This is a genomic window from Mycolicibacter sinensis, assembly GCF_001673565.1.
Classification (GTDB): domain Bacteria; phylum Actinomycetota; class Actinomycetes; order Mycobacteriales; family Mycobacteriaceae; genus Mycobacterium; species Mycobacterium sinense_C.
The window spans coordinates 1-1,513 of record NZ_LZMF01000151.1; the positions used below are offsets into that span (position 1 = coordinate 1).

The 1,513-nt window shown below is 68.9% G+C and carries 3 protein-coding genes; all 3 read right to left on the minus strand.

Annotated features, from left to right (window positions below; translation table 11 throughout):
* On the minus strand, positions 1–492 hold a 492-nt coding region (locus tag A5648_RS22185; RefSeq protein WP_234787520.1), incomplete at its 3' end, for an AMP-binding protein.
* Positions 489–1,262, minus strand: coding sequence for an SDR family NAD(P)-dependent oxidoreductase (locus A5648_RS22190; RefSeq protein ID WP_065026635.1), 774 nt, complete (start codon positions 1,260–1,262; stop codon positions 489–491). The genes A5648_RS22190 and A5648_RS22185, both read right to left, overlap by 4 nt.
* A gap of 2 nt (positions 1,263–1,264) precedes the next feature.
* Positions 1,265–1,513: cyclohexanecarboxylate-CoA ligase (locus A5648_RS22195; protein WP_165607383.1), on the minus strand; the 249-nt coding region annotated here is incomplete at its 5' end.

The window sequence follows — 1,513 nt, forward strand, 5'->3', positions numbered from 1 at the left end:
CATCGCGCCCTTTGAGCGTCCGGTGGTGCCACTGGTGTAGAACAGCCACGCCAGCCGGGACGGATCCGGGTCGGGCGGTGTGGCCGGCTCGTGCGCGAATCGCTCCAGATAGGCTGTGCTGCCGATGGTTTCGACCGGCGCGCCGACGGCGGCGGCCAGGTCGGGTGCCAGCTTCGGGGACGCGAAAACCCAGGCCGCCCCGGCGTCGGAGATGATCTGGGCCATCTCGCGCGGGTGCAGCTTGTAATTGAGCGGGACGACGGCGCAGTCGGCCGCCCAGGTGGCGAACATCAGCTCGATGATCTCGGGCCGGTTCTCGCTGGCGATCGCGATCCGTGCACCGGGTGCCACCGCTGCGCGCAGCGATGCCGCCAAGCGCCGCGCCCGCTCCGCCAGCTCTCGCCAGGTATGCAGTTGGCGTACACCGTGATACACCGCGCCGTGCTCGCCGAAGCGGGCCGCGGCCTGCTCCAGACAGGTGAACAGATTCACGGCTGAACCCAGTCGGAGCTGAGCCCGAAGTCCGAGAGATATTTGGTCGAGCTCCAGCCGCCGTCGACCACGATGGTCTGGCCGTTGATGAACGCACCCGCCTCCGAGCACAAAAAGGCGACGGTGTTGGCGATGTCGTCCACCCGGCCCAGCCGCGGATAGGGCGTCATCTCGGTGTTGATCTTGCGGAATCTCGGGTCGTCGAGCCGCTTTTCGACCATCGGCGTCACGGTGACCCCGGGCGCCACCGCGTTGCACCGGATGCCCTGTGCGCCGTACTGGCAGGCGATGTGGGTGGTCAGTGCGGTCAGGCCGCCCTTGGCCGCGGAGTACGCCCCGCCGCGCAACCCGCCGACCACCGCGAAGGTGGAGGTGACGTTGATGATCGCCGATCCGGGACGCAGGTGCGGCAGCACGTCGCGCGCCAGTCGAAACGGTGCCCGCAGCATCAGGTTCAGGAAGTGGTCGAGGGATTCGTCGTCGGTTTCGTGCAGTGGTTTGGGGCTGCCGACACCGGCATTGTTGATCAGGAAGTCCACTCGGCCCCAGCGGGCCAGCGCGGCGTCGACGATTCGCGCGGGCGCGTCGGGCGCGGTCAGGTCGACGGCCAGGGTGGCGAGGCGATCGGGGTCCGGCACCGCCGCCGCCAGCTCCGCCAGCCGCTGTTCGTCACGTCCGGTTCCCAGCACCGCCATACCGTCCGCGGCAAGCTTTGTGGCGCAGCCGAATCCGATCCCACTGCTGGCGCCCGTCACGATCGCCACCTGCATGTTCACTCACCTGCCTTCGCCCGGGCCAGCACGGCCCGGATCTGCTGTTTGACGACCTTGCCGGCGTCGTTCTTGGGCAGTTCGTCCCAGATCTCCACCTGTTCGGGGGCCTTGAACACCGCGACACCCTGCGCGGTCAGCATGGCGCGCAGCTCTGCGACGCCGGGACCGGTGTCGCCGGCCGGAACGATCACCGCACAGGCCCGTTCCCCGGTGCGCGTATCGGGTATGCCGACGACCGCGATCTCGGC

Bases quoted from the DNA above. Each gene is read 5' to 3' on its own strand.
- A5648_RS22190 (WP_065026635.1), bottom strand. From the start codon at position 1,262: ATGCAGGTGGCGATCGTGACGGGCGCCAGCAGTGGGATCGGATTCGGC.